This window comes from Ligilactobacillus cholophilus, from assembly GCF_030389495.1.
Classification (GTDB): Bacteria; Bacillota; Bacilli; order Lactobacillales; family Lactobacillaceae; genus Ligilactobacillus; species Ligilactobacillus cholophilus.
Genome location: NZ_CP127832.1, coordinates 961,080 through 984,272, shown reverse-complemented (window position 1 = coordinate 984,272; position 23,193 = coordinate 961,080). Strand labels below are relative to the sequence as shown.

General features: G+C 35.2%; 16 protein-coding genes, 12 tRNA genes and 3 rRNA genes. 28 read left to right on the top strand and 3 right to left on the bottom strand.

Annotation, left to right across the window (positions count from 1 at the left end):
• Positions 1 to 14: 14 nt before the first annotated feature.
• Entirely contained in the window at positions 15 to 290 is a 276-nt protein-coding gene (locus QPK35_RS05205) for a DUF1827 family protein (protein ID WP_290032922.1), read from the bottom strand.
• Positions 291 to 418: 128 nt separating this feature from the next.
• Positions 419 to 2,575 carry an ATP-dependent Clp protease ATP-binding subunit gene (locus QPK35_RS05200; RefSeq protein ID WP_290032921.1) on the bottom strand — a complete coding sequence of 719 codons (2,157 nt, stop codon included), beginning with the start codon at positions 2,573 to 2,575 and terminating at the stop codon, positions 419 to 421.
• Between the two features lie 160 nt (positions 2,576 to 2,735).
• On the opposite strand from QPK35_RS05200, the gene ykzS reads away from it, so the two are divergent.
• The 23 genes from ykzS (at position 2,736) to QPK35_RS05085 (ending at position 17,513) form a co-directional block, all read left to right on the top strand.
• The gene (gene ykzS, locus QPK35_RS05195) at positions 2,736 to 2,933 is read left to right on the top strand and encodes a protein YkzS (RefSeq protein ID WP_290032920.1); all 198 of its coding nucleotides are present in this window, start codon (positions 2,736 to 2,738) and stop codon (positions 2,931 to 2,933) included.
• 149 nt (positions 2,934 to 3,082) lie between these two features.
• Positions 3,083 to 3,349 carry a phosphocarrier protein HPr gene (locus tag QPK35_RS05190; protein ID WP_290032919.1) on the top strand — a complete coding sequence of 89 codons (267 nt, stop codon included), beginning with the start codon at positions 3,083 to 3,085 and terminating at the stop codon, positions 3,347 to 3,349.
• Positions 3,349 to 5,067 (top strand): phosphoenolpyruvate--protein phosphotransferase, encoded by a 1,719-nt coding sequence (ptsP, locus tag QPK35_RS05185; RefSeq protein WP_290032918.1) that lies wholly within the window; start codon positions 3,349 to 3,351, stop codon positions 5,065 to 5,067. Before QPK35_RS05190 ends, ptsP begins: the two co-directional genes overlap by 1 nt.
• A gap of 185 nt (positions 5,068 to 5,252) precedes the next feature.
• The gene (locus QPK35_RS05180) at positions 5,253 to 6,419 is read left to right on the top strand and encodes a glycosyltransferase family 4 protein (RefSeq protein ID WP_290032917.1); all 1,167 of its coding nucleotides are present in this window, start codon (positions 5,253 to 5,255) and stop codon (positions 6,417 to 6,419) included.
• Positions 6,420 to 6,438: 19 nt separating this feature from the next.
• Positions 6,439 to 7,479 (top strand): glycosyltransferase family 4 protein, encoded by a 1,041-nt coding sequence (locus QPK35_RS05175; protein ID WP_290032916.1) that lies wholly within the window; start codon positions 6,439 to 6,441, stop codon positions 7,477 to 7,479.
• Positions 7,463 to 8,497: a lysylphosphatidylglycerol synthase transmembrane domain-containing protein gene (locus QPK35_RS05170; protein WP_290032915.1), complete on the top strand. Its 1,035-nt coding sequence runs from the start codon at positions 7,463 to 7,465 to the stop codon at positions 8,495 to 8,497. Before QPK35_RS05175 ends, QPK35_RS05170 begins: the two co-directional genes overlap by 17 nt.
• Positions 8,498 to 8,703: 206 nt before the next feature.
• Positions 8,704 to 8,937, top strand: a complete 234-nt coding sequence (locus QPK35_RS05165; RefSeq protein ID WP_290032914.1) for a YkuJ family protein — start codon at positions 8,704 to 8,706, stop codon at positions 8,935 to 8,937.
• 75 nt (positions 8,938 to 9,012) lie between these two features.
• A complete protein-coding gene (locus QPK35_RS05160) occupies positions 9,013 to 11,121 on the top strand; it encodes an LTA synthase family protein (RefSeq protein ID WP_290032913.1) in 2,109 nt (702 codons plus the stop codon).
• A gap of 384 nt (positions 11,122 to 11,505) precedes the next feature.
• Positions 11,506 to 13,069: ribosomal RNA gene (locus QPK35_RS05155) — 16S ribosomal RNA — on the top strand.
• A 62-nt stretch (positions 13,070 to 13,131) separates the two neighbouring features.
• A tRNA-Ala gene (locus QPK35_RS05150) sits at positions 13,132 to 13,204 on the top strand.
• Between the two features lie 150 nt (positions 13,205 to 13,354).
• Positions 13,355 to 16,264: ribosomal RNA gene (locus tag QPK35_RS05145) — 23S ribosomal RNA — on the top strand.
• Positions 16,265 to 16,344: 80 nt separating this feature from the next.
• A 5S ribosomal RNA gene (gene rrf, locus QPK35_RS05140) occupies positions 16,345 to 16,461 on the top strand.
• Together the 16S, 23S and 5S rRNA genes with 12 tRNA genes alongside form the textbook arrangement of a ribosomal RNA operon.
• An 8-nt stretch (positions 16,462 to 16,469) precedes the next feature.
• Positions 16,470 to 16,542: transfer RNA gene (locus tag QPK35_RS05135), tRNA-Asn, on the top strand.
• A 13-nt stretch (positions 16,543 to 16,555) separates the two neighbouring features.
• Positions 16,556 to 16,647 (top strand) — tRNA-Ser (locus tag QPK35_RS05130).
• Between the two features lie 12 nt (positions 16,648 to 16,659).
• A tRNA-Glu gene (locus tag QPK35_RS05125) sits at positions 16,660 to 16,731 on the top strand.
• 5 nt (positions 16,732 to 16,736) lie between these two features.
• Positions 16,737 to 16,809, top strand: a tRNA-Val gene (locus tag QPK35_RS05120).
• 66 nt (positions 16,810 to 16,875) lie between these two features.
• Positions 16,876 to 16,951, top strand: a tRNA-Phe gene (locus QPK35_RS05115).
• A gap of 1 nt (position 16,952) precedes the next feature.
• Positions 16,953 to 17,035: transfer RNA gene (locus QPK35_RS05110), tRNA-Tyr, on the top strand.
• Between the two features lie 10 nt (positions 17,036 to 17,045).
• Positions 17,046 to 17,116: transfer RNA gene (locus QPK35_RS05105), tRNA-Trp, on the top strand.
• A 15-nt stretch (positions 17,117 to 17,131) separates the two neighbouring features.
• Positions 17,132 to 17,206, top strand: a tRNA-His gene (locus QPK35_RS05100).
• A gap of 9 nt (positions 17,207 to 17,215) precedes the next feature.
• Positions 17,216 to 17,287: transfer RNA gene (locus tag QPK35_RS05095), tRNA-Gln, on the top strand.
• A gap of 25 nt (positions 17,288 to 17,312) precedes the next feature.
• A tRNA-Cys gene (locus QPK35_RS05090) sits at positions 17,313 to 17,383 on the top strand.
• A 45-nt stretch (positions 17,384 to 17,428) separates the two neighbouring features.
• A tRNA-Leu gene (locus QPK35_RS05085) sits at positions 17,429 to 17,513 on the top strand.
• Positions 17,514 to 17,916: 403 nt separating this feature from the next.
• Here the strand turns inward: QPK35_RS05085 and QPK35_RS05080 are convergent.
• Positions 17,917 to 18,342, bottom strand: a complete 426-nt coding sequence (locus tag QPK35_RS05080) for a YjdF family protein (protein ID WP_290032912.1) — start codon at positions 18,340 to 18,342, stop codon at positions 17,917 to 17,919.
• Between the two features lie 299 nt (positions 18,343 to 18,641).
• Between QPK35_RS05080 and QPK35_RS05075 the strand changes: the two genes are divergently transcribed.
• From QPK35_RS05075 to QPK35_RS05055, 5 genes are all read left to right on the top strand, one after another.
• Positions 18,642 to 19,373, top strand: coding sequence for a hypothetical protein (locus tag QPK35_RS05075; RefSeq protein ID WP_290032911.1), 732 nt, complete (start codon positions 18,642 to 18,644; stop codon positions 19,371 to 19,373).
• A 60-nt stretch (positions 19,374 to 19,433) separates the two neighbouring features.
• Positions 19,434 to 19,736, top strand: coding sequence for a DUF961 family protein (locus QPK35_RS05070; protein ID WP_290032910.1), 303 nt, complete (start codon positions 19,434 to 19,436; stop codon positions 19,734 to 19,736).
• A 3-nt stretch (positions 19,737 to 19,739) separates the two neighbouring features.
• Positions 19,740 to 20,129, top strand: a complete 390-nt coding sequence (locus QPK35_RS05065; RefSeq protein ID WP_290032909.1) for a DUF961 family protein — start codon at positions 19,740 to 19,742, stop codon at positions 20,127 to 20,129.
• A gap of 10 nt (positions 20,130 to 20,139) precedes the next feature.
• Entirely contained in the window at positions 20,140 to 21,528 is a 1,389-nt protein-coding gene (locus QPK35_RS05060; protein WP_290032908.1) for a helicase HerA-like domain-containing protein, read from the top strand.
• Between the two features lie 318 nt (positions 21,529 to 21,846).
• Positions 21,847 to 23,037, top strand: a complete 1,191-nt coding sequence (locus QPK35_RS05055; protein ID WP_290032907.1) for an XRE family transcriptional regulator — start codon at positions 21,847 to 21,849, stop codon at positions 23,035 to 23,037.
• The last annotated feature ends 156 nt before the right edge of the window (positions 23,038 to 23,193 follow it).

Here is a 23,193-nt window from a genome sequence, read left to right as displayed (position 1 = left end):
TTTTAACCTGAATTTTAATGCTCAACGCTAATATCCACAAGTTTCTTTTCATGAGTAATTGTGGCATTTTTAGCTTTATCACCTAATAATTTTTGGGTAACAAATTTAATTTCTTTTTCAGTAATAGGACGTAGTTTATTTGAGATGACAATTTCAGCAGTTTCTCTTTTTTTCTTATAAACGACTTTTGAATTGCCTAGAGTATACACTTTGATAAAGTGAGCTGAGGATTGAAGCAACTCCTGGCTAATAACACGGGCATAACTATTGGTAACATCGATAAGTTGCATAAAATTTTCCTCCTTAATTTCCTTCCTAGTTTTATTATAGCGTAATTTTAATTAATGTGCGAGATGCGAGTAAATAAAAAACTGAAAGCTAAAATTTTCTTTAACTTTCAGTTTTATGTTTGTTGATTTTATTTACTTTCTTCCTTGACAATTTTTATCTCGTCATTTTCTAATTTTGCAGTAAAATGTTTTACATTTGGATGATCGAGATAATAATCAGCAATTTTATCTTCAATTTGTTCTTGGATTACACGACGTAATGGACGTGCTCCCATCTTAGGATCATAACCTAATTCTACAAGTTTATTAGCTACTGGTGCAGTGACATGAATTGTTAAATCTTGTTGTGCTAACATTGAGTTTACATTTGCTAACATTAAGTTCACTATTTTTAACAAGTCTTCTTTAGAAAGAGGGTTAAATTCAACGATATCATCAAAACGATTTAAAAATTCAGGTTTGAAGTAATTGGTTAAACGATTCATGATTGAATTTGACTTACCATTACTATCGGCACCAAAGCCAACATTTACTACAGAATCGCCACTTCCAGCATTTGAAGTCATAATGATAATTGTGTCTTTAAATGAAACTGTTCGACCTTGTGAATCAGTTAATCGCCCATCATCTAGAATTTGTAAAAACATATGCATTACATCTGGATGAGCTTTTTCAACTTCATCAAGTAAAATTAGGCTATATGGATGACGTCGTACTTGTTCAGTTAATTGACCAGCTTCTTCATAACCAACATAACCAGGAGGTGAGCCAATTAATTTAGAAACTGAATGCTTTTCCATATATTCACTCATATCAAAACGAATCATTGAATCTTCGGTTCCAAATAATTCACGTGCTAATTGTTTAGCTGTTTCAGTTTTACCAACACCTGTTGGACCAACAAATAAAAACGATCCTATTGGTCGTCCTGATTTATTAAAACCAATTCGATTTCTACGAATGGCACGTGCAACTTTATCAACTGCTTCATTCTGGCCAATAACATGTTCCTCTAAAGATTGACTGAGGTTTTTTAATTGTTCTTTTTCTTTATTTTTCAATTCGCCAACTGGAATATCTGTTTTTTCTTCAACAATTTTTTCCATATCTTTTTCAGTTACAGTAGGAACATTTTGGTTATTAAGACTATCTTGTTTCATTGATTCAAATCTGTTGACTTGATCACGGTAGTATGCTGCTTTTTCATAGTCTTCTTCTTTTAATGCACTTTGTTTTTGAGTTTCTGCATTTTTAATTTTTTCTTCTAATACTTCAGGATCAACAGCTTCTAAAGTTAAATTCTTTCTTGAGCCTGCTTCATCTAGCAAGTCAATAGCTTTATCTGGTAGATATCGATCTTGAATGTAGCGGTTAGATAATGTAACTGCTGATTTAATGGCATCATCTGTATATTTTACATGGTGATAACTTTCGTATTTAGATTGAATACCCTTTAAAATTTTTATTGCTTCTTGGGTACTTGGTTCATTAACTTGAACTGGTTGTAAACGACGAGCTAAAGCTGCATCCTTTTCAATAGAACGATACTCATTTAATGTTGTTGCACCAACTAATTGTAGTTCGCCTCGAGCTAATGCGGGTTTTAAGACATTGCCTGCATCAATACTTCCTTCAGCATTTCCAGCACCAACAATTTCATGAATTTCATCTATAAATAAAATAGTGTTATGAGATTGTTTTAGTTCAGTCATTAATTGTTGCATTCTTTGCTCAAATTGTCCACGAACTCCAGTACCTTGAACAAGCGAAACAACATCAAGCCTGATTACTTTTTTATTTAATAGTTTTTGAGGGACGTCGCCATCTACAATTTTTTGAGCAAGTCCTTCTACAACAGCAGTTTTTCCCACTCCAGCTTCACCAATTAAAACTGGATTGTTTTTAGTGCGACGATTTAATATTTCAATTACACGATTTATTTCTTTGTCACGTCCTATAACAGGATCAATATTTCCCTTACGAGCTTCTTCGGTTAAATCTAATCCATATTGAGATAAGATTGAGTCTCCATTATTATTCGACTGATTTTGCGTAGGAGGAGTTTGCCCCATAAATTGTTTTGAGGGATTTGCTCCCATTGCTGCATTGAATAAATTTTCTAGTCCTTCTATATTGAATGGGTTAGAAAAGTTATTATTTGGATTATTAAGATTTTTAAGTTCACGATAACAACTTTGGCATAAGTCAATAGATGTTTGTTGACCATTTATACTTGTCGTTAAGTGAATAGTTGCAGGATTCTTATGGCAATTTTGACATAACATAAAGCTTCACGTCCTTTCTTTATATAATACAAAGAATATTTGACCATTTTTGACCTTTAACAATTTATATTATACAAGTAATTATTAAAAGTGCAAGCTTAAGCTTTCGACCAATCATGTTATAATTAATAGAAAGATGTTTTGAGAAGGAAAAGATATAATGCAAGAAGATTATAAACAGATTTTAGATGATTTAAGAACAGGAAAAATAAAAGAATATGATGTAGATATGGAAAATTTTATGGAATTTCAAAAAATATTAATGAATTATCGTTACAAAAAGAGTATTGTTGGACAAGCTAAAAGAGGAGGCGGAATTGTCTACCATTTCGACGATGGAAGCAATTCCAAAAAATAAAAAAAGCGCTTGCTATTTAAATTATTACATGTTAATATTTATGCATGCGGAACGCCTTTTTTTGTTACAGTTTTATGAAAACGTGTTCGTAATAATAAAGAAGGCCTTCATAATTGATTAATTTATTATTTAAAGGAGCATGATACATCATGGAAAAGAAAGATTTTCACATAATCGCAGAAACAGGAATTCACGCACGTCCAGCTACATTACTTGTTCAAACAGCAAGTAAATTTAGCTCAGACATCACATTAACATATAACGACAAATCAGTTAACTTGAAGTCAATTATGGGTGTAATGTCACTTGGTGTTGGTCAAAATGCTGATGTAACAATTAGTGCTGATGGTGCAGATGAAAAAGAAGCAATTGAAGCAATTGCAGAAACAATGAAAAAGGAAGGCCTAACTGAATAATGTCAAAGAAATTAAAGGGGATCGCTGCAAGTGATGGAATCGCTTGTGCTAAGGCATATATGCTTGTAGAACCTGATTTGTCATTTACAGAAAAAACAATAGATGATCCAGAAAAAGAAATAGAACGTCTACATGATGCAATTAATTCTTCTAAAAAAGAATTAGAGTTAATTAAGGAAAAAGCAAAACAAAATTTAGGTGAAGAAGAAGCTCAAGTTTTTGAAGCACATTTAACAATTTTGTCTGATCCTGAATTAATTGGTCAAATCGAATCAAAAATCAAGGATGATAAACTAAACGCTGAAGCTGCATTGAAAAATGTGACTGACACATTTATTGCAATGTTTGAAGCAATGAAAGACAATGCTTATATGCAAGAACGTGCAGGGGATGTTCGTGACGTTACAAAACGTGTAATGAGTCATTTGTTAGGAGTTACATTGCCTAGCCCAGCGTTGATTGATTCAGAAGTTGTGATTGTTGCACATGATTTAACTCCTTCTGATACAGCTCAACTTGATCGTAGGTATGTAAAGGGATTTATTACAGATATTGGTGGCCGTACATCTCATTCCGCTATCATGTCACGTACACTTGAAATTCCAGCTGTTGTTGGTTCAGGAACAGCAACAAAAGATATTAACGAAGATGATATCGTTATAATTGATGGAATTGAAGGTGAAGCGATTGTAGATCCTACCAAAGAAGAAATTTCAGAATATAAGCAAAAAGCAGAAAAATTTGCTGAACAAAAGGCAGAATGGGAACGCCTAAAAAATGAAGATTCTGTAACTAAAGATGGTAAAAAAGTTATTTTAGCAGCTAATATTGGAACTCCTAAAGATGTAAAAGGAGCAAATGAAAATGGTGCTGAAGCAGTTGGTTTATTCCGTTCAGAATTTTTATATATGGATGCAACTGAATTACCATCTGAAGATGATCAGTTTGAAGCTTATAAAGAAGCTTTAGAAGGAATGAATGGTAAACAAGTTGTTGTTAGAACAATGGATATTGGCGGTGATAAGGAATTACCTTATTTACCATTACCAAAAGAACAAAATCCATTCCTTGGTTATAGAGCTATTCGTTTATGCTTAGATCGACAAGAAATTTTTAGAACTCAACTACGAGCTTTATTACGTGCATCTAAATATGGAAAATTAGCTATTATGTTCCCAATGATTGCTACTGTACAAGAATTTAAAGATGCAAAAGCAATTTATGAAGAAGAAAAAGCTAAACTTATAAAAGAAAACATTCCTGTTGCTGATAATATTGAAGTCGGAATGATGATGGAAATTCCTGCTGCAGCAATGTTAGCTGATAAATTAGCAAAATATGCTGATTTCTTTAGTATTGGAACAAACGATTTGATTCAATATTCAATGGCAGCTGATCGTGGTAATGAGCGAGTTTCATATTTATATCAACCAACAAATCCATCAATTTTACGCTTAATTAAAAATATTATTGATGCATCACATAAAGAAGGTAAATGGACTGGCATGTGTGGTGAAATGGCAGGAGATCCAACTGCAGTTCCAGTATTGTTGGGATTAGGATTGGATGAGTATTCAATGAGTGCTACTTCAATTTTGAAGACACGAAGCTTTATTAAGAATTTATCAGCTGATAAAATGAAAGAATTAGCAGATAAATCGCTAGAATGTGAGACTGAAGAAGAAGTACAACAATTAGTAAAAAAATATACTGATTAATTTTGGTATAGTCGAATTTAAAGAGACTTTGACATAAATGTGTCATAGTCTTTTTTATTGTTTGATTTTACTATAACAAAAGATGATTAAAAAAGTTTTGATTATTAAATTAGTTAATCTAGATTGAAAATTAAATTTGAAAATAATATAATAAAAGCTGACTAATTGAAATGCGAGGGATGCTCGTGAATATTGGAATATTTACTGATACTTATTATCCACAAGTTAGCGGTGTAGCAACCTCAATTAAAACTTTACGTAATCAATTAGAACGACAAGGTCATAATGTATATATTTTTACGACAACAGATCCAGGCGTTGATAAAAATGTTTTTGAACGGAATATATTTCGCTTTACTAGTATTCCGTTTGTTTCATTTACAGATCGGCGGATTGCAATAAAGGGTGTGCACCGTGCATTAAAAATTGCACAAGCACTTAAATTAGATATTATTCATACACAAACAGAGTTTTCTTTAGGAATAATGGGAAAATTTGTTGCAAGAAAAATGAGAATACCGTGTGTTCACACATATCATACAATGTATGAAGATTATTTACATTATGTTGCAAAGGGAAAACTTTTAAAACCGGTTCATGTAAAACAAATTTCACGTTCATTTTTACAAAATATGAGTGGAATTATTGCACCAAGTGAACGAGTATTAAATACCTTATTAAGCTATGGTGTAACGGAACCAATAACAGTTATTCCTACTGGTGTTGATTTAGTGAAATTTCGTAAAAAAGATCATACTAATTATCGTAAACGTTATGGTTTATCTAAAGATACACCGCTATTATTGACTTTGAGTCGATTAGCCTATGAAAAAAATATTGATCAGTTAATAGATGCATTTGTGAAGATAAAGGAAAAAATTTCTGCAGCTTATTTGATGATTTGTGGGGATGGTCCTGCACGTGAAGATTTAGAAGATCAAGTGAAAAAGTTACATTTAACTGATAGTGTAATTTTTACAGGAGAAATTGATAATGATCAAGTAGCTCATTATTATCATATGGCAAATATATTTGTTTCAACTTCTGTATCTGAATCACAAGGATTAACATATAATGAAGCTTTGGCATCTGGTCTGAAGGTTATTACAACTCATAGTCCATATACAGATGAATTATTAGATGAAGAATGTTTAGGAAAAACATTTTCTTCATTAGATGAATTCGTTGATGATGTAATTGAATATCTAAAACATCCTGACTTATATCAAAATGAAAAAGTCCTTGAACAAAAGTTAATGGCTACTTCAGCAGAGTTATTTGGAAAGAAGGTTGTTGACTTTTATAAGGAGTGTATCGTCAATTATAATCAGGACAATGATGTTCAAGATTAATTTATAAAAGGAGACTTTCATGTTAAAGATTCATATGTATTCTTCTGCTTTAAGTGTAAAAGGCCAAGGAGTCGGCAGTGCATATGCAGAATTAATTAAATTGTTGAAAGAATATTATCCAGATAAGTTAGAAATTGTCATCAATAAATTAGGAAAAGCGGATATTAGTCATTATCATACGATTGACCCGCTTTTTTATTTAGAGACATTTCTTCCTGGAAGAGGAGTTAAAGTGGGATACGTACATTTTATTCCTGAAACAATTGAAGGTAGTTTGGATTTGCCGAATTTTGTAAAAAAAATATTTTATAAATATATAATCAGTTTTTACAAAAGAATGGATCAGATTGTAGTTGTTAATCCAGTTTTTAAAGAAAAACTAGTAAAATATGGTATTTCAGCAAATAAAATTACTTATATTCCAAATTTTGTTTCTAAAAAGGAATTTTTCCCTAAGACACTAGATCAAAAAAAGAAGATAAGAGAGAAACTAGGAATTCCTAATGATAAATTTGTTGTAATTGGTGTTGGCCAAGTTCAGGAAAGAAAAGGTGTGCCAGATTTTATAGAGTTAGCCCAAAGACATCCTGAGATGGAATTTATTTGGGTTGGTGGATTTTCATTTGGGAAAATGACGGACGGCTATAGTAAACTTAGAGAAGTAGTCGATAATCCTCCTGAAAATTTAAAATTTCCTGGAATTTTAGAACGCTCTGAGATGAATGATTATTACAATGCTGCTGATTTGTTTTTATTGCCATCATTTAATGAGTTGTTTCCGATGAGTGTTTTAGAAGCATTTAATGTAGGATTGCCTGTTATGTTACGTGAACTAGATTTATATCACGCAATAATTGATGGCTTTTATGAGGGTGCAAAAGATGTAGATCAAATGGATGATATGCTATCAAATTTGAGTGAAAATCCTGATCAACTAGAACAACTTAAACAGAGAGCTCTCAAAGGTGCAAATTATTATTCGGAGGAACGATTAGCTAATATTTGGTTAGACTATTATACAAATTTGGTAAAGGATAGAAATAATGTCTCGAAAAAATAAAATTGTACTAGGAATTATGATTGCGATTGGAGTATGTATCGTTGGATATTCATTACGAGATGTGCCAATGAGTAGTCTAATTGCAAATTTAAAAGATTTGAAATGGTACTGGCTTTTAATAGCTTTTGCGTTAATGTTTCTTTCTTTAGTTTGTGAAGCGATAATAGTTCGTTTCTTATTGATTAAAAGATATCCTGATTTGAGATGGCGAGATATATTACGTGTTCCAATGGTAGAACAATTATTTAATGGAATTACTCCATTTTCATCTGGAGGACAGCCAGCTCAGATTTTAGCATTGGTACAAACTGGAGTAGATGGAGGACAGGCGATATCCATTCTTTTAATGAAGTTCATTGTATATCAAGCAATGATTGTAGTGAATTTCGTTGTTTGTATGTTATTTGGATTTCACTTAATTGCGGCTAAAATGCATGTAATGGCAATATTAATTGCGTTTGGTTTTTTAATTCATTTTTCCGTTATTATAGGACTTTTAATGGTAATGTATTGGAATAAACTTACCCGCAAATTAGTTAATGCATGTTTGAAGCCTTTAAAATGGCTTCCAAATAAAGAAATATATCCAAAATGGAAACAAAAGTTAGATGAAAAAATTGATACATTTTATCAAGAAAGTTTAAGACTAAAAAGAGATAAAAGGGCAATTTTAAAAATATCATTAATTACTTTAGTTCAATTAATGTTATATTATGTTATCCCTTACTTTATATTACTATCTCTAGGAGTGGAAAATGTAAATATTATTGAAGTGACAACATTACATGTTTTAATTGTAATGGTTATTTCATTATTTCCTATTCCAGGGGGAACGGGTGGAGCAGAATTTAGTTTTGATGTAATTTTTTCTCTTTATATCCATTCAAATAGTAAACTGGTGATAGCAATGATTCTATGGCGGATTGTTACATATTATTTTGGAATGTTTTTAGGAATGATTGCGTTGGTTCAGAAACCACACAAAGTAAAAAAATCGGAAAGAACAGTTTCAGTTTGATTTAGTTAATGTTGCGAATTATTGAATTTTATTTAATAGTTTGACAACATTTTTTTGTTAAATTGTGCTTTTATAATGGTTATTTTGTTAAATTCTTATGAATTTATTTATTTGGTCTATTATGATGGCGCAAAATTTGCTAAAATGTCAATGGTTGCTTATTTTTTGACCGAGGATGAATTTATAAAAAGAAAGAGGACTTAACTATGGAAAAATCTCAACTTGTAGCTATCATTTCACGATTAGATGCAATGATGAAAGCTTCTGGAAGTGAAGTACAGTCACGTCGCTTTGAAAAGGATGGAGATGAACGTGGGATTGTAACATATAATCCTGCTAGTGAAACATTCACTTTAGAAGAAGTTGCAACTAAACAAAGATTTGAATTTGATAATATTGATTTAGCTGCTCTTGAAATTTATGATTTATTAGTTGATTAATTAAATATTTAAATTAAAAAAGTATGGCGTAAATGTCATATCTTTTTTAATAATTTAAACGTGGAGGCACAAAAAATGCGTACAGCATTAAAAAATATCCAAAATTTTTTCAATAAAAAATTAGGATTTTTTGCATTAGTAATTGTACTATTTTGGCTTAAAACGTATGTTGCATATCAAACTGACTTTACGTTAGGTGTATCTGGTACAATTCAAAATATTTTATTAGTTGTTAATCCAATTCCGTTTGCATTAATTTTGTTTGGAATTGCATTATTTTTCCGAGGGAAAACATCGTATTGGATTATGATGGTAATTGATTGGATTGAATCTATTTGGTTATTTGCAAACATTTTGTATTATCGTGAATTTTCAGATTTTATTACATTAGGTGTAGTTAAATCAACAGGAGCGGTATCTAATAACTTAGGATTAAGTATAATGAAAATTATACATCCAACAGATTTTTTAGTATTCCTTGATGTAGTTGTGTTAACTGTATTGCTTATTGCGAAGGTTATTAAAATAGATCACAGGCCTGTACGTTATCGTCAAGGCTTAATTTCTGTGATTTCTGGTATTATTTTATTTGGTATTAATTTAGGAGTTGCAGATAAAGATCGTCCTCAATTATTAACAAGAACATTTGATAATAATTATATTGTTAAATATTTGGGAATGAATTTTTATGCTGGGTATAATTCATATCAAACAATTAAGCAAACTCAAACAAGAAGAAATGCAAAGAAAAGCGATTTAGACAAAGCTTTGAAATATGCTAAAAAGAATTATTTACCGCCTAATATGGAATATTATGGAAAAGAAAAGGGAAAAAATGTTTTTGTAATTCACCTAGAAAGTTTTCAACAATTTATGATTGATTATAAATGGGATGGACAAGAAGTCACTCCGAATATAAATGCTTTCTATCATAATAAAAATACACTTGCATTTGATAATTTCTTTAATCAAGTTGGACAAGGAAAAACTTCAGATGCAGAAACAATGTTAGAAAACTCTCTATATGGGTTACCATCAGGATCTGTTATGACAGAGTATGGTGGTTCTAATACATTTAATGCAATGCCAGCAATTTTAGATCAGCATGGTTACACTACAGCTTCATTTCATGGAGACGTAGGTAGTTTTTGGAACAGAATTAATACATATAAAGCATGGGGTTATGATTACTTCTTCGATAAAAATTATTTTACAAGCAAGGAAGATTATAATGTTGGATATGGATTAAAAGATAAAATCTTTTTAAAACAAGCTGTGAACTATATACAACAGTTACCTCAACCATTTTATGCAAAAATTATCACATTGACTAATCATTATCCATATGAATTAGATAAGAAGAATCAAACTATTTCTAAGACTAAGACAGGTGATGATACAGTTGATGGTTATGTTCAAACTGCTCGTTATTTAGATCAAAGTTTTGGTGAATTTATTGATTATTTAAAGAAGACAGGCTTATATGAAAATTCAATGATTGTTGTATACGGTGATCACTATGGTATATCTAATAATCATCCTAAGGCAATTGCGGAATTATTAGGCAAGAAATCTGTAAATAGCTATGATTTAGCAATGTTCCAAAAAGTTCCATTTATGATCTATGGTCCTGGATTAAAGGGCGGTGTAAATCATACATATGGTGGCGAAATTGATGTGATGCCAACATTGTTAGATTTATTAGGTATTAAAGATAGTCAATACTTAATGCTTGGGCAAGATTTATTAAATCCTAAGCATAGTCAAACTGTAGCATTTCGTAATGGTGATTTTGTATCTCCAACTTTCTCAAAAATTGGAAGCAAAGTCTATAATAATAAGGGTGAAGTTGTTACTGATAAATTAAATACTCAACAAAAAGAATGGGTAGATCAACAACAAGAAAATGTAGATAAGCAATTAGATATTTCTGATCAAATTATTACTGGAGATTTGTTAAGATTCTATCATCCAAAAGGATTTAAGAACGTAGATAAGGCAGATTATAATTATAATTATAATGCTGGAATTAAACAGTTAGAGAAAGATCAAAAGAAATATCCAACTAGTGTATTAGCTGAGAATGGTGGAAAAACTACTGTAAATGATTTTCAAACTGATGCTCCAGAACTGAAAAATATTTCAAATAAAGAGTTATATAAAGAATATTCTACGGCGCATTAATAAAAAAAGACTAAGCTATATTAAAGCTTGGTCTTTTTTTATTTCAAAAAAATAATTTTTTTTGAAAAAAGTGTTGACGTTTAATATTAATGTTGGTAATATATTAAATGTTGTCAGTGAAATAATTAAATATTTCATTTGATAAATATTTATCCTTGATATATGTTGTTATATCTGGTATAATTAAATTATTGTTTCGCATTAAAAAATGTGTTGACATTAAAAAGGTGAACATGATATAATTGTTCATGCATTATTCAAACGATAGATCTTTGAAAACTGAATATGTTTCGATGAACAAATGTGCAGGGCAATTCATGAAAATGAATGCAAAAACATTTGCGAAGTCAATTCGCTAGTAAAATTTATGAGTCACAAAACTTTTAAAATGAGAGTTTGATCCTGGCTCAGGACGAACGCTGGCGGCGTGCCTAATACATGCAAGTCGAACGAGAAAATCTTACACCGGATGCTTGCATCCACCGTAAGAATTTCGAGTGGCGGACGGGTGAGTAACACGTGGGTAACCTGCCCAAAAGAAGGGGATAACATTTGGAAACAAGTGCTAATACCGTATAACCATGACAAGCGCATGCTTGTGATGTGAAAGATGGTTCTGCTATCGCTTTTGGATGGACCCGCGGCGTATTAACTAGTTGGTGAGGTAAAGGCTCACCAAGGTGATGATACGTAGCCGAACTGAGAGGTTGATCGGCCACAATGGGACTGAGACACGGCCCATACTCCTACGGGAGGCAGCAGTAGGGAATCTTCCACAATGGGCGCAAGCCTGATGGAGCAACGCCGCGTGAATGAAGAAGGTCTTCGGATCGTAAAGTTCTGTTGTTAGAGAAGAACACGTGTGAGAGTAACTGTTCATGCGTTGACGGTATCTAACCAGCAAGTCACGGCTAACTACGTGCCAGCAGCCGCGGTAATACGTAGGTGGCAAGCGTTGTCCGGATTTATTGGGCGTAAAGGGAACGCAGGCGGTCTTTTAAGTCTGATGTGAAAGCCTTCGGCTTAACCGGAGATGTGCATTGGAAACTGGAAGACTTGAGTGCAGAAGAGGAGAGTGGAACTCCATGTGTAGCGGTGAAATGCGTAGATATATGGAAGAACACCAGTGGCGAAAGCGGCTCTCTGGTCTGTAACTGACGCTGAGGTTCGAAAGCGTGGGTAGCGAACAGGATTAGATACCCTGGTAGTCCACGCCGTAAACGATGAATGCTAGGTGTTGGAGGGTTTCCGCCCTTCAGTGCCGCAGCTAACGCAATAAGCATTCCGCCTGGGGAGTACGACCGCAAGGTTGAAACTCAAAGGAATTGACGGGGGCCCGCACAAGCGGTGGAGCATGTGGTTTAATTCGAAGCAACGCGAAGAACCTTACCAGGTCTTGACATCTTTTGACCACCTGAGAGATCAGGTTTTCCCTTCGGGGACAAAATGACAGGTGGTGCATGGCTGTCGTCAGCTCGTGTCGTGAGATGTTGGGTTAAGTCCCGCAACGAGCGCAACCCTTGTTGTCAGTTGCCATCATTCAGTTGGGCACTCTGGCGAGACTGCCGGTGACAAACCGGAGGAAGGTGGGGATGACGTCAAGTCATCATGCCCCTTATGACCTGGGCTACACACGTGCTACAATGGACGATACAACGAGTCGCGAAATCGCGAGGTCAAGCTAATCTCTTAAAGTCGTTCTCAGTTCGGATTGCAGGCTGCAACTCGCCTGCATGAAGTCGGAATCGCTAGTAATCGCGGATCAGCATGCCGCGGTGAATACGTTCCCGGGCCTTGTACACACCGCCCGTCACACCATGAGAGTTTGTAACACCCAAAGCCGGTGGGGTAACCTTTATGGAGCTAGCCGTCTAAGGTGGGACAGATGATTGGGGTGAAGTCGTAACAAGGTAGCCGTAGGAGAACCTGCGGCTGGATCACCTCCTTTCTAAGGAAAAATACGGAAACTGCACATTGTCGAAACTTATTCAGTTTTGAGAGATCTATTTCGGGGCCTTAGCTCAGTTGGGAGAGCGCCTGCTTTGCACGCAGGAGGTCAGGAGTTCGACTCTCCTAGGCTCCATTGATGAATTAGTTCATCAAACTTGTTCTTTGAAAACTAGATAATAATTTATTTCTTAATAAACCGAGAACACCGCGTTTTTAAGAGTTTTAACAAGAATCAAAGTTCTTAATTCGCTAAACTCATAAACCAACTGATCAAATCAGTTCAGGTTAAGTTATTAAGGGCGCATGGTGGATGCCTTGGCACTAGGAGCCGATGAAGGACGTGACTAACTGCGATATGCTTCGGTTAGCTGTAAGTAAGCAATGATCCGGAGATTTCCGAATGGGGAAACCCGAAACCGTTAGGTTTCATCACTAAGTGAATTCATAGCTTAGTTGAAGGAAGACGCGGGGAACTGAAACATCTAAGTACCCGCAGGAAGAGAAAGAAATTCGATTCCCTGAGTAGCGGCGAGCGAAACGGGAACAGCCCAAACCAAGAAGCTTGCTTTTTGGGGTTGTAGGACTGAACATCCGAGTTACCAAGAAATAACGTAGTTGAATGATCTGGGAAGATCAACCAGAGAAGGTGATAGTCCTGTAAACGAAACGTTGTTTCCTCAGTTCAGGATCCTGAGTACGGCGGAACACGTGAAACTCCGTCGGAATCCGGGAGGACCATCTCCCAAGGCTAAATACTACCTAGTGACCGATAGTGAACCAGTACCGTGAGGGAAAGGTGAAAAGCACCCCGGGAGGGGAGTGAAATAGTTCCTGAAACCATGTGCCTACAAGTAGTCAAAGCTCATTAACGAGTGATGGCGTGCCTTTTGTAGAATGAACCGGCGAGTTACGCTTGCATGCGAGGTTAAGACCGCAAAGTCGGAGCCGCAGCGAAAGCGAGTCTGAATAGGGCGCAAGAGTATGTAGGTGTAGACCCGAAACCAGGTGACCTACCCATGTCCAGGTTGAAGGTGCGGTAAAACGCACTGGAGGACCGAACCTGTGTATGTTGAAAAATGCTAGGATGAGGTGTGGGTAGCGGTGAAATTCCAAACGAACTTGGAGATAGCTGGTTCTCTCCGAAATAGCTTTAGGGCTAGCCTCGGAGTTGAGGATCGTGGAGGTAGAGCACTGTTTGGACTAGGGGCTCATCAAGAGTTACTGAATTCAGATAAACTCCGAATGCCACAGATCTATATCCGGGAGTCAGACTGCGAGTGATAAGATCCGTAGTCGAAAGGGAAACAGCCCAGACCACCGATTAAGGTCCCTAAATATGTGTTAAGTGGAAAAGGATGTGGGATTGCATAGACAACTAGGATGTTGGCTCAGAAGCAGCCACCATTCAAAGAGTGCGTAATAGCTCACTAGTCGAGTGATCCTGCGCCGAAAATGTAACGGGGCTAAACACATTACCGAAATCGTGGATGCACGTAGTGCATGGTAGGAGAGCGTTCTAAGGGCAACGAAGTCAGACCGTAAGGACTGGTGGAGCGCTTAGAAGTGAGAATGCCGGTATGAGTAGCGAAAGATTAGTGAGAATCTAATCCACCGAATGACTAAGGTTTCCTGGGGAAGGCTCGTCCGCCCAGGGTTAGTCGGGACCTAAGCTGAGGCCGAGAGGCGTAAGCGATGGATAACAGGTTGAGATTCCTGTACTATTAATTTTTGTTTGAACGATGGAGGGACGCAGGAGGCTAGAGATGCGCACGAACGGAAATGTGCGTCCAAGTAATAAGTCGGTATGAGAGTCAAATGCTTGAATACACAACGACAAGTTACGATGGGGAACGAAATTAAAGTAGTGAAGTGATCGACGTCACACTGCCAAGAAAAGCTTCTAGTGAGAAAATTAATACCCGTACCGCAAACCGACACAGGTAGTCGAGGAGAGTATCCTAAGGTGAGCGAGAGAACTCTCGTTAAGGAACTCGGCAAAATGACCCCGTAACTTCGGGAGAAGGGGTGCTGACCTCCGGGTCAGCCGCAGTGAAAAGGCCCAGGCGACTGTTTATCAAAAACACAGGTTTCTGCAAAATCGTAAGATGAAGTATAGGGGCTGACGCCTGCCCGGTGCTGGAAGGTTAAGAGGAAAAGTTAGCTTCGGCGAAGCTTTGAATTGAAGCCCCAGTAAACGGCGGCCGTAACTATAACGGTCCTAAGGTAGCGAAATTCCTTGTCGGGTAAGTTCCGACCCGCACGAAAGGCGTAACGATCTGGGCACTGTCTCAACGAGAGACTCGGTGAAATTATAATACCCGTGAAGATGCGGGTTACCCGCGACAGGACGGAAAGACCCCATGGAGCTTTACTGTAGCTTGATATTGGGTGTTTGTATAACTTGTACAGGATAGGTAGGAGCCATTGAAGGCGGAACGCTAGTTTCGCTGGAGGCGTTGGTGGGATACTACCCTAGTTGTATGAACACTCTAACCCACGCCGGCAATCACGGCGGGAGACAGTGTCAGGTGGGCAGTTTGACTGGGGCGGTCGCCTCCTAAAAGGTAACGGAGGCGCCCAAAGGTTCCCTCAGAATGGTTGGAAATCATTCGCAGAGTGTAAAGGCAGAAGGGAGCTTGACTGCGAGACCTACAAGTCGAGCAGGGACGAAAGTCGGGCTTAGTGATCCGGTGGTTCCGTATGGAAGGGCCATCGCTCAACGGATAAAAGCTACCCTGGGGATAACAGGCTTATCTCCCCCAAGAGTCCACATCGACGGGGAGGTTTGGCACCTCGATGTCGGCTCATCGCATCCTGGGGCTGTAGTCGGTCCCAAGGGTTGGGCTGTTCGCCCATTAAAGCGGTACGCGAGCTGGGTTCAGAACGTCGTGAGACAGTTCGGTCCCTATCCGTCGCGGGCGTAGGAAATTTGAGAGGATCTGTCCTTAGTACGAGAGGACCGGGATGGACATACCGCTGGTGTACCAGTTGTCTTGCCAAAGGCATCGCTGGGTAGCTATGTATGGATGAGATAAACGCTGAAAGCATCTAAGTGCGAAACTCACCTCAAGATCGGATTTCCCATTCCGTAAGGAAGTAAGACCCCTGAGAGATGATCAGGTAGATAGGATGGAAGTGGAAGTGCAGCGATGCATGGAGCGGACCATTACTAATCGGTCGAGGACTTAACCAAAGGTTAAAAAAGCGGTGAAGGTCAAAAGAATAAATTATTAGCTAGTTTTGAGAGAACAAGGTTTTCTCAAAAGCACAAAGTGCGGTGATGATGGCTTGAAGGATACACCTGTTTCCATTCCGAACACAGAAGTTAAGCTTCAAAACGCCGATAGTAGTTAGAGGAACGCCTCTTGCAAGGGTAGGAAGTCGCCGTGCTTAATTATTCCGGCATAGCTCAGTTGGTAGAGCATCTGACTGTTAATCAGGGTGTCGACGGTTCGAGTCCGCCTGCCGGAGTTTGATATATTATGGAGAGTTGTCCGAGTTGGCCGAAGGAGCATGATTGGAAATCATGTAAACGGGTAATGACCTGTTTCAAGGGTTCGAATCCCTTACTCTCCGTAAGATAATTCTGACCCGTTGGTCAAGTGGTTAAGACACCGCCCTTTCACGGCGGTAACATGGGTTCAAATCCCGTACGGGTCATTTATGGAGGATTAGCTCAGCTGGGAGAGCATCTGCCTTACAAGCAGGGGGTCACAGGTTCGAACCCTGTATCCTCCATTGCAAATTAATTTAAATTTAATTTGTGTTTTAACAAAATATATGTTATCATTAATATGTAGTTGTGGCTCGGTAGCTCAGTCGGTAGAGCAAAGGATTGAAGCTCCTTGTGTCGGCAGTTCGATTCTGTCCCGCGCCACCACGGAGGGGTAGCGAAGTCTGGCTAAACGCGGCGGACTGTAAATCCGCTCCTTCGGGTTCGGTGGTTCGAATCCACTCCCCTCCATTTTTATTATAGGGATATAGTTTAAAGGTAGAACTACGGTCTCCAAAACCGTCGGTGTGGGTTCAATTCCTACTATCCCTGCTTATTATTTTGATGGCGATAGTGGTGAAGGTTGGTTAACACACCGGTTTGTGGCACCGGCACGCATGGGTTCGAATCCCATCTATCGCCCTTTTTTATTGGGCTATGGCCAAGCGGTAAGGCAAAGGACTTTGACTCCTTTATGCGCTGGTTCGAATCCAGCTAGCCCAATTTTAAGGATTTGTTCCTTTTTGATGGCGGTATAGCCAAGTGGTAAGGCAGAGGTCTGCAAAACCTTTATCACCGGTTCAAATCCGGTTACCGCCTTTAATTGAATGCTTGGATTTTAAAGGCGTTACCATATCTGATTATGCCGGTGTGGCGGAATTGGCAGACGCGCTGGACTCAAAATCCAGTGTCCGTTGAGGACGTATCGGTTCGACCCCGATCACCGGTATTTATTAGGATTCTTAATTATAAAGAATCCTTTTTTATTAGGCTTTTATGTTTATATTAATAAGTAAAATTTATGTGTTTTAGTACTAGTAAACACATAAAAACACACAGAAAACACATAAAAATTTGAATTATGAGTTGTATACTTTTATATTTTAACTTTTAGTCTTTAATCCTAGATCTTTATAATCTAGGATTTTTTAAGTAAAAATTAATAAAAAGATATTATTTATGAAAACAAGACAACCATTTAAATTCATTTTTATTAGAAGATTATAGAAAAATAATCAATAATAAAAAAAGTCTTTGATGTTTTGATCGTATCAAATGAAGATACTAAAAATAATCAAAGACTTTTTTATTTATAAATTATAGTTATATGATTAGAGAAAATATAGAAATAATTAATGTCCTTTATGTTTTTCTTGACGCTTTAGTTGTTTTAATTCAAATTGTTGTTGTTTAATTAAGAGTTGTTGCTGCTTATGTATTTGTTTGCGTTGCAGTTTGAGATTATTATGTTGAGCTTGTAAAACTTGTTGTGCCTTGGTACCGTGAAATTTTAGAATTTTGTGTTTATTTTGGCGAGCTTGTTTTTGCATTTTTTTTACGCTAATATTCTTAATAACTTGTGATGATTCTCTTGAACTGGCGTAAAAAGATATAGTTTGCCATCTTTGCAAGATTAGTTGATAAATATCACGAATCTTAGGTTCAGATGTTCCTAAATTTATAGCAGCAACAAAATATTTATTATCAATTTGATTTTCAAAGATTCCTTTATAGAAAGGAGCATCAAAAATGATAGTTAACTTTAAGCAATTAGTCATGATAATTCCTCCTTAGATTTAATAAGATAGAGAATGAACGACCCGGAGGAAGGTTACTAATAAATATTAAAAATAATAGTTTATGTTTGGACTACCAACCAAAACTGTGTTTTTATCTCTAAATATACATTATAGTTTAATATAACCATTTTTTGATTTATATAGTATGATTTAACAAGAATAATTTTTATTTTTACTATAATGTGCGAAACTCCATGATGGATATTTAATAAAAAATTTGAAAATAAATAACTGCTATGTTTTGATTTTTAATAATATTTTAGATAGGAGTAATTTTTTTGAAAAAGTATTGTTTTAAAATTAAAGATTATTTTAAAAATATAGACAGCAAGGCCTCAAAAATTATTTTATTGCATATATTTTGCATAGCTATGTTGACTATTAACTATTGGCAAAGTATATTAACAACTACTTCGAATTATTTTGTTTTGGGTTATATGCTATATGTAAGTGTTACAACATATATAATCTTTAATTACAAATATATATATTTATCTTTATCCATGTGTAAAACAAAATATTATAAATATTATAAATTTTTAAATGGAATTTACAATACTGGTTTCATTTTACTTATAATGCTCTTATTTAGCAATAAGAGTTATATTGATAATGACCTAATGGAATTATTTATTAAAATATTATATGACCCTATTAAAAATAGTGGTTTTGATACTTTACTTATTTTAGTAACATTAGTATTATCATTAGGATTAATTGATATATTTTCAGCAATTTATCAATACAAAAAAAATTTTATAAATAATCCTATTATGAAAGTCGATAATATTAGGGGAATAAAATTTATTTTCATTTTTATAAAATATGAATTAATATTTACATCTTTATTTATCATTTTAGATTGTAACTGTGATTTGATAGAATTATTTTTAGTACCTGTTTTAGGATTTTGGATAATTCCAACGGTTAAAGATATAAAAGAGAAGATAGAAAATGAATCATTTAAAATTAAAATAAAACATATTATAGAATCTGAGAAAGAAAATTAAATAATACTATTTAAGAGCTACTTAGAATAGCTCTTTTTATTTTGGAAAGGAATGAAAACTATGAATGAATATTTAATTCCAAAGGTTTCTACTTTTGGTAAGTTATTATTTCAAGGTAAAGGTGAAGAAGTTAGAACTAATCGGCGTGTAACGGCGGTTAAATATAATGTAATTTCAGAAAAACAAAAGGATTTATTAGAAGTACAAATTCCAGTAATTGCGGGATCAAAAACTTTTGACCCTGATACGGAAGTTGAATTAGTTGAACCTAAACTTGAACCAGCAGGACAAGCTACGAGTGATAATCGAGCAATTAGTTACTGGCGTTTAAGTGCGAAAGATATTGTCAAGAAAGGAGAATAATTTATGACAAGATACATGACTTTTAGAAATGGTATTGATGTTGATGTTAATCAAACTTTTGGTGAATTACAATTCTTACAAAGCAAAGGACAAAATATCGGAATTGATGAGAACGGTGAGCCAACAGGAGAAATCAAAGACCGCCGGTATGAAGTTTTTTCAACTGCTCAACGTCAAGCCTATACGGTAGTTTTGCCAGCTGATACACCAGAAAAAGACTTTACTTTCCGACAAAAAGTTAAGTTAGTCAATCCAGAGTTTACTAATTATGCGATTCCAAATAATAACTTTCTACCACGTGTTGGGATTCGGATTACTGCTGATGATTTAGTCGAAGATAAAAGTATTGATAAAGTTACTAAACCAAGTAATCCAGCGGATACAAAGAAATAAGGTGAATTAAATGTTCTATTTGAAAGGCATTAGGATTCGACAATTTCATCGTAATATCATTTTATGGTATTGCTTATTAATGGAATTGCCGTTTTTAATTGGTGGGATTGCTTTAATTTTGTGGGAACATGCCCGCAGTCCTACCAATTTTTTATCAATTAAAAATATAATTTTGCCATTAATTATTATTGTTTTAGGATTAGTGATTACTATTCTGATTTATAAACGTAGTGAAAGCCAAAATAAATTTTTTGCTAGAGTTAAACATCGTCAATTACTAGCAAGAATGATTGTTGATAATAAGTTATATTTAACTAAAACGCGGTTAAATAATCAAAAACGGGAGAAGATTATTTATTTTCCTAAAGTTTATTATCAATATAAAAATCAAGTGATAACCGTAAGGTTTCCAATGGATTTACAAAAGAATCAAGATAAGTTTAATCATATTGGCGAACAACTTGAACAAGCTCTTTATGGTGATTTATTTGAAGTGCGTGATGAGAAAGGCTATAAAGCCTATCGGTTAAACACAAATACGATTAGCAAACGAATCCAAATTGAAGATATTCACGCTGATAATGGCAAGATTGAATTAATGAATGGCTATGTCTGGGACTATAATAAGTTTCCGCATGCCTTAATTGCCGGCGTTACTGGTGGTGGTAAAACATATTTCTTACAAGCACTATTAAAGGCTTTTCTTGATTTAGGGGCTGATTGTTATGTTTGTGATCCGAAAATGTCAGATTTATCACAATTAGATCAAGCACCAATTTTAAAAGAAAAAGTCTTTGCAACCAGTGGGCAAATTGGTAAGTGTATTCGTGAATTTTATGAAGCCATGGTTGAACGTCAAAAAGAGTATCAACAAAAATTGACTGATTCTGGTGAAATTGGTAAAGATTATCGTTCTTTTAACATGCAACCGAAGGTTTTATTCATTGATGAATATGTCGCTTACTTAAGTAATTTAGAATATAAAGAACAAACTAAGGTCTTAGGTCAGTTAAAACAAATCATTCTGTTAGGGCGTCAACTCGGCTTTTTCTTAATTGCGGGTATGCAACGACCAGACGCTAAATATTTTGAAGACGGTATGCGTGATCAATTCGGATTGCGGGTTACTTTAGGTCAAATGTCTTCATCTGGTTATACGATGATGTTTGGTGAGAATGAAAAAGATTATAAGGTGCAACCTGAAAATATCCGTGGTTGGGGTTATGCTTCGATTGGTGGTGCTGATGTCCGGGCATTTTTTGCGCCCTTTGTCAGTCAGGACTTTTCTTTCTTGAGTTATTTAAAGAGCTTGCCGGTGAACGCCGAGAAGCGGGGAGCCGGAGGCGACAGCGGAGCGGGGTCAGGGACTGACCAGCGAACGGCGGAAGCCGACAAGTGAGGTGCGGTTAGCACCTCACTTAAAGTTTAACCCCCGAATGCTAACAGGGGGGTAACACGGATAAAACACATGCGCTGAAACCAAACACGGATATGATAATATCAATGTTTATCGCAATTTTTCATTTGGCGGATGAAAAATTTAAAACCGCCAAAAAAAACTATCGTTTATTAAGGTAAGGATCCAGATAAAATTAAACGATAGTTTTTTTATACACAAGCTAGAATTATATGAATAGGAGAAAAATCCTATAATCATACATTTCTATAATAACTTAAATATATAAATAATTCAAATTAATTAAATTTAGGTGAGATAATGAAAAATAAAAGTAAATGGAATGCTAGTTATATTAGAAGTTTACGCCTTAATAAAGGTTTAACGCAAAAACAAGTTGCTAAAAAAATTGATTTGCCGTTAAGGACATATGAACGTTTTGAAGAAAACGGAACTATAAATCCAAAAACATTTGAGAAAATTAAGAATTTTTTTATTAATCTAATTAGTCATGATACTAAGATGGAAGTCATGATTGATTATTTAAGAATAAGGTTACCAACACATGATTTAAATGCTATCTTTGATGAAGTCTTACGGATTAAACAAAAAGATTTCATCAATGAAGATGTTCACCGTTATGGTTATCTTGATCGTTACAGTTTAGATATGATTCAAGTTTATGAATCGGCTCAAGGCGATCCGCGGGGGACTTTGATTGAATTATCTGGTCAAGGTTGCCGGCAATTTGAAACCTATTTAAATCATCAAAAGCGTAGTTGGTTTGATTTTTTAAGTGATTGCCTTGCTCATTATGGTAACGTTACTCGTATAGATTTAGCGATCAATGATTATAAAGAAGCGATTTCTTTAAAACGTTTGTTAAATAAAATGCGTAAAGGTGAATATCGTAGTAAGTTTAAAAGTACCAGTTATCAAGGTGGAATTAAATGTTCTGATGATAATATAAAGCATGATACCGGAATTACACTTTACTTTGGCTCAATGCAAAGTGATTTTTATATGTGCTTTTATCAGAAAAATTACCAATTGGCACATCAAAAACATCTTAAGCCTCAAGATATTGATATTAAAAATCGGTATGAATTACGTTTTATGGGAAAACGGGCACAAAATATGGTCAGACAAGTTTTAGAAAGTGACGAACAAGCAAAAGACCAATTATTATTAAATTTAGTTTTTGGCTATATTAAAAGTTATGTTACTTTTTTAAAACCAAGTAAGAAAAGTAAACGTAATTGGGACGTTTATCCACCATGGGAAGTTTTTTTAGGTGATGTTGGTTCGATTAAATTTGTAATCGAACCGCAAGAAATGACTTTTGAAAAAACTAGAGCGTGGTTGTCCTATCAAGTTATGCCCACGATTAAAGCGTTAAAAATGATTGATGATACTTTAGGGAGTGATGAAGTTGGGAGTATGTTACGCCAAGCTAAGTTAAAGGAACGACAAAGAAAAATGATCAAGACAATTCTTGATCCTAGTTCATAAAAGAAATTTTAAATAATATTTTAATTACTAGAACATAAGTTCTAAATTGAATTGAGATAAGATGTGGTTTTTAGTATAATAATTAATGAGATAAGTTGAAAAGCGGTAGCCTTCAATTCCCAGAAGGGAGGCGATGCCAATGAAAAGCTAAGTTCG